2 protein-coding genes and 1 tRNA gene are annotated in these 5,183 nt (G+C 69.8%); all 3 read right to left on the bottom strand.

Features of this window, described 5'->3' with window-relative positions:
* Positions 1-704: 704 nt before the first annotated feature.
* Positions 705-778 (bottom strand) — tRNA-Ile (locus tag FrCorBMG51_RS14705).
* Positions 779-862: 84 nt separating this feature from the next.
* Positions 863-1,366, bottom strand: a complete 504-nt coding sequence (locus FrCorBMG51_RS14700; protein WP_235433584.1) for a DUF3566 domain-containing protein — start codon at positions 1,364-1,366, stop codon at positions 863-865.
* 1,197 nt (positions 1,367-2,563) lie between these two features.
* Positions 2,564-5,080, bottom strand: coding sequence for a DNA gyrase subunit A (gene gyrA / locus FrCorBMG51_RS14695; protein WP_047223619.1), 2,517 nt, complete (start codon positions 5,078-5,080; stop codon positions 2,564-2,566).
* Positions 5,081-5,183 lie beyond the last annotated feature (103 nt).

The following is a 5,183-nucleotide window of genomic DNA, read 5'->3' as shown; positions in this document are numbered from 1 at the left end:
CGGCACGCAGGCCGACATGAAGACAGAATGGTGTCTTCTCCGCGTCGATCAGAGCAACCTTCATCTCTGACAGATCTCCGTGACGCGAAGAAAAACGCTGCCTTCCGGAGGATCTCCCGTTCTTCCCACAGCTGCCGATCCTCCTTCTGGAGCCGGTTCGGCTCGTCGCGCTCCGCGGCGGCCAGCCCGTCGGACCGAACCCCTTCCGCGCGTTCGTCCTGGCGTACCCGGTTACGGATTGACTGACCCGACGGGCCATATTCCGCCACCGGCTCCTCAGGTGATCTTCCGGCTCGGACGAGCTCGATCATCTGCCGGCGGAACTCGGCGGTGTAGGGCGGTTCTGATCTCGGCACCTGCGATCCTCCTCGAAACCACTGTCCCAAAGAGCCCAGGTGCGTACGAAATCGGGTCAACTTCAGTGGGGCTGTCGCCCTCGCGCGTGCACCGGATCGTGGCCACCGCCGATTCCGAGCACTGGATGCGGCACTGGGTGAGCTGCGGACGGCGGGCTGACCAAGCCCCGAAAGACTCCGACGTGGGCAAGGACGTCGGACTGAACGGGCACAGACAGCATCGCTAACGGCCCCCACCCGGCCGAGCGAAGCCCGGCACCGGGGGTTTCAGGGGGTCCGCTCCCCTGGACAGACATCGCGGCCCCGGCGAAGCCGAACACAGTTCGGCAAGCACGAATAGCCAGCCCGTGGACCTGGGTGGACTTGAACCACCGGCCTCTTCCTTATCAGGGAAGCGCTCTGACCGACTGAGCTACAGGTCCTTGCTGGGCTCCACAGTACCGGATGCGCGGGATGTTCGGGGCAGGCACCCGGGCTGGAAGCCTGTCACGGCCGACGTGTCGCGGCTAGTCGCCCAGGGTGACTTCGATGCCGCCGACCATCTCGGTGCACAGGTTGTAGAGCAGCGCGCCCAGGGTCGCCAGGGCCGTCATCAGGATCACGTTGATCGCGCCGACGAGCAGGCCGATCTCCATGGCTCTGGTGAACGACAACCAGACGCGTACCCCGCCGTTGCTGCCGTCGGTGAGTGTGTCCGCCGCTTCCACGACGCTGTCGAAGACGCCGATGGAGTTCAGTACGAACCACAGCACGGCAGCGGCGATCATCAGTACGACGAACACGCAGAGGGAGAACGCGAACGTCAGCTGGGCCACCGACAGGGGGTTGACCCGGGTGATGCGCAGCCGGGCCCGCCGTCCCTGCCCGGGTGGGCGCATCGCGGACGGCCCGGTGGCGGTGCCTGTCACCGGCCCGGTGGCCGCCGGCTCCTTCACTCCGCCCCGTTCCCGTACGGGGATCTGGGAGGTGCCGGACGCGCCCGCGCCGGTGGGGTCGGTCGGCCGCTTCACGAGGGGATCCCGAGTACCTGTGGTCCCACCGCGCGCCAGCGGGCCTGTTGTGGCACGACGATCAGACGATGCGGGCGTAGCCCGATCGTCACTGTGTGGATGTCCACCGTCCACCCGTTTGAAGGCCTCCGTCTCCGGAGCCTGCGCCGCCGCGGCCGCCGGTCCACGTTTCGACTGTCCCACACCACCAGCATCCCCGCCCGGCGCGCCGCGCGTGACCTGGCCGTCAGTTGCCGGGCGGGCGGCCGGCGATGCACCGGTACCGGTTGAACCGCCGGTTTTCTTCGCCGGGCGGCGCAGCGAGATCGTGTCCGAATCGAGCCGGGGCCGCCCGCCGGTGGATGTCGAAGCGGATGCCAGTGCGATGGCTTCCGTGTCGACACTGTCGGTCACGGTGGGAGATCCTGCCGCTTGACGCGGCGCGGCCGGGTCGCCGGACGGGGTGCCGGCCGCGGTCGGACGTGACCCGCGCGTCCCCGTCGACGTGCTGGTGGCAGGTCCGGCCGAGCCTGTCGAGCCGGTGGCGGCTGACGTCGGTGATGTCGCCGACGTGGACGATGCGCCCGGCCGTGGGCCCGCGGCGCCCGCCGAGGCCGCCGGGGTCCCGCCGAGGCCGCCGGGGTGGTTGGGGAGCTCACGGGCCGGCCCGGGGTCGGGCGCCTGGAGGAGGCGTTCGAGCCCGTGGTCGCCGCTTTCCCGTCCGCCCGGCCGGGCTGGGAGCCGGTGTCCGCCTTCTTCGGCGTGGCCGGCCGGGGGGACGGGGATGCCGATGAGCTGGGGGCCGCCCGCTGCGAGGTCCTGGCACCACGGGTGTCACGGGCGTCACGGGTGCCTCGGGCCTCCCGTGGCATCCGCAGTTCCCGGAGCACCGAGGCCGGCTTCTGCACCTGCGTCCCGTCGTCGTTCGGCCCCGGGCTCGCCGCGGAGCCTGCCCCGGCACCGGAGCCTGGTGACGTTCCCGGCACCGATGGTGTCGGGAACGTCGGAGGGGTGGAGGGTTTCGCGGCTCCCGGGCCAGAACGGTCCTGGCCCGGGGCGGCGCGCTGTTCGTTACGGGGTTCCCCGACCCGTCCGGGCTGTTGCTCCGGCCGCGGCGGAGAAGATCCACGGAAGGCCGGTGACCGGGTGGTCCGGTCGTCGTCGCTGTCGCTCACGGTCCATCTCCCGCCTTGCCGCCCGGCCGCCGGTCATCCGTCCTCAGGCTGGGTTTCCCCCGCCGGGAGCGGCTGTCGGACCGCCGTTGGCGTTGTCTTCCGCATCGGCATTACGTGCTACTCCGACGACCTGTACGCCGGCTTCGAGATCGATGAGACGGACCCCCATGGTCTGCCGCTGGGCCCGGCGGACGTCGCGCGCGATCGTCCGTAGCACGCCACCGTTGGACGTGATCGCGTAGAGCTGGTCGTCCGGGCTGACCACGAGGGCTCCGACCAGGCCACCACGGGTAGAGACGATCTTCGCGGTGAGGACGCCCTTGCCGCCGCGTCCCTGCACCGGATACTCGCCCAGCGACGTCTGCTTGGCGTAGCCGCCGCTGGTGGCGACGAGCAGGTTCGCCTCCGACTCCGGCGGGACGACCTCCATCGCGAGCAGCTCGTCGTCGCTGTCGAAGCGCATCCCGATGACGCCGGAGGTGGCCCGCCCCATCGGACGCAGCTGCTCGTCGTCGGCGTGGAAGCGGATGGACTGCGCCTGCCGGCTGACCAGCAGCAGGTCGTCGCCGGCGGAGACGAGCCGGGCCGCGATGAGCTCGTCGTCGTCCCGCAGGTTGATCGCGACGAGCCCGCCGGAGCGGTTGGAGTCGAACTCGGCCAGCGCGGTCTTCTTGCACAGCCCCCGCCTGGTCGCGAGCACCAGGTACGGGGCCGCCTGATAGTCCTTGATTGCCATGACCTCGGCGATGCGCTCGTCCTGGCCGAACGCGAGGATGTTCGCCACGTGCTGGCCCTTGGCGGTGCGGGCCTGCTCGGGCAGCTCGTGCGCCTTGGCCCGGTACACCCGCCCCTTGTTGGTGAAGAACAGCAGCCAGTGATGGGTGGTGGTGACGAAGAAGTGCTCGACGATGTCGTCCTCGCGCAGGGCCGCGCCCTGGACGCCCTTGCCGCCGCGGCGCTGTGAGCGGTACAGGTCGGTCTTGGTGCGCTTGGCGTAGCCGCCGCGGGTGACGGTGACGACGACATCCTCGCGGGCGATGAGGTCCTCGACGGACATGTCGCCCTCGAACGGGACGAGCCTGGTCCGCCGCTCGTCGCCGAACCGGTCGACGATCTCGGTGAGCTCCTCGCCGATGATCTCCCGCTGGCGGGCCGGTGAGGCAAGGATCGCCTCGAGATCGGCGATCTTCGCCCGCAGCTCGGCCGCCTCGTCAATGATCTTCTGACGCTCGAGCGCGGCGAGCCGGCGCAGCTGCATGTCCAGGATGGCGACCGCCTGGATCTCCGACAGGGAGAACCGGTCCATCAGCTGTCCGCGCGCGGCGTCCGCCGACTCGGCGTTGCGGATCAGATTGATCACTTCATCCAGGTGATCGAGGGCGATCAGCAGGCCCTCGAGCACGTGCAGGCGCTCGCGGGCCTTGCGTAGCTGGTAGCGGGTCCGCCGGACGATCACGTCCACCTGGTGGTCGACGTAGTACCGCACCATCTGGTCCAGCCGCAGGGTGCGCGGCACCCCGTCGACGATCGCCAGCATGTTCACGCCGAAGGTGTCCTGCAGCTGGGTGTGCTTGTACAGGTTGTTCAGGACGACCTTCGCGACCGCGTCCCGCTTGAGGTCGATGATCAGGCGCTGGCCGGTGCGCGCCGAGGTCTCGTCCCGGATGTCGGAGATCCCGCTGATGCGGTTGTCCCGGACCAGCTCGGCGATCTTCTCCGCGAGGTTGTCCGGGTTGACCTGGTACGGCAGTTCGGTGACGACGAGCTGGGTGCGGCCCTTGTTCTCCTCGACCTGCACCACCGCCCGCATGCGGATGCTGCCGCGGCCGGTGCGATAGGCGTCCTCGATGCCCTGGCGGCCGACGATGAGGCCGGCGGTGGGGAAGTCCGGCCCCTTGATCAGCTCGAGCAGGGCCTCGAGCAGCTCGGCGTCGCTGGCGTCCGGGTGCGCGAGGAACCACTTCACGCCGTCGGCGACCTCCCGCAGGTTGTGCGGGGGGATGTTGGTGGCCATCCCGACCGCGATCCCGCCGGCGCCGTTGACCAGCAGGTTCGGGAAGCGGCTGGGCAGGATCGTCGGTTCCTGCGAGCGGCCGTCGTAGTTCGGGGCGAAGTCGACCGTGTCCTGGTCGATGTCGCGCAGCATCTCCATGGCCAGCGGCGCCAGCCGTGACTCGGTGTACCGCATGGCCGCCGGCGGGTCGTTGCCCGGGGAGCCGAAGTTGCCGTTGCCGTCGACCAGCGGGTAGCGCAGCGACCAGGGCTGGGCGAGCCGCACCAGGGTGTCGTAGATCGCCGAGTCGCCGTGCGGGTGGTAGTTACCCATGACGTCACCGACGACGCGCGAACACTTGAAGTAGCCCCGGTCCGGACGGTAGCCGCCGTCGTACATCGCGTACAGGACGCGGCGGTGCACCGGCTTGAGGCCGTCACGGACCTCTGGCAGCGCCCGGCCGACGATGACCGACATCGCGTAGTCGAGGTACGACCGCTGCATCTCGACTTCGATGCCGATGGGCTCGACCCGGTCGCCGGGCGGCGGAGGTAGTACGTCGGTCACGCAGGTCCTTCCATACGGGGATGGTGCGGGTGGTCAGCCGTGGATGGTACAAACTGTCTGTAATCGGACATCCGGGGTGCCGAACCGGCTGGACCGCCGCCGG

Origin of the sequence: Protofrankia coriariae (genome assembly GCF_001017755.1) — a bacterium.
Classification (GTDB): domain Bacteria; phylum Actinomycetota; class Actinomycetes; order Frankiales; family Frankiaceae; genus Protofrankia; species Protofrankia coriariae.
The sequence above is the reverse complement of the archived record's forward strand: the minus strand, read 5'-3'. Positions and strand labels throughout refer to the sequence as shown.